1 protein-coding gene is annotated in these 230 nt (G+C 45.7%); it reads left to right on the top strand.

Going from position 1 to position 230, the window contains the following annotated elements; all coding sequences use genetic code 11:
• Nucleotides 1-28: 28 nt before the first annotated feature.
• On the top strand, nt 29-230 hold a 202-nt coding region (locus tag ACR9ZK_RS23830), incomplete at its 3' end, for a hypothetical protein (RefSeq protein WP_481344371.1).

Genomic DNA, 230 nt, shown 5'->3' with positions numbered 1-230 from the left:
CCCCACTACAGAATCTATCATCAATGCCATGAAAAGCGTAGTTGATATTCCTGATGTAAAAGAAGAAGTCTTTGAAGAGGAAACGACCATAGAAAGCGGAACAGAATTTATCCAGGAATTGACCGAGGAGCCGAAAACGTTTCAGGTCGGAAGCCTCATCAAAAGAATCTGGAGCGGACTGAAAATCCCTATGCGCCACCTTTCACCGGGAGATCAGCCCATTGGTGGAA

It is taken from the genome of Monashia sp. HAY1-5C (assembly GCF_056755255.1).
Note: the sequence above shows the minus strand (reverse complement) of the source record. Positions and strands in the feature narration are given on the sequence as shown.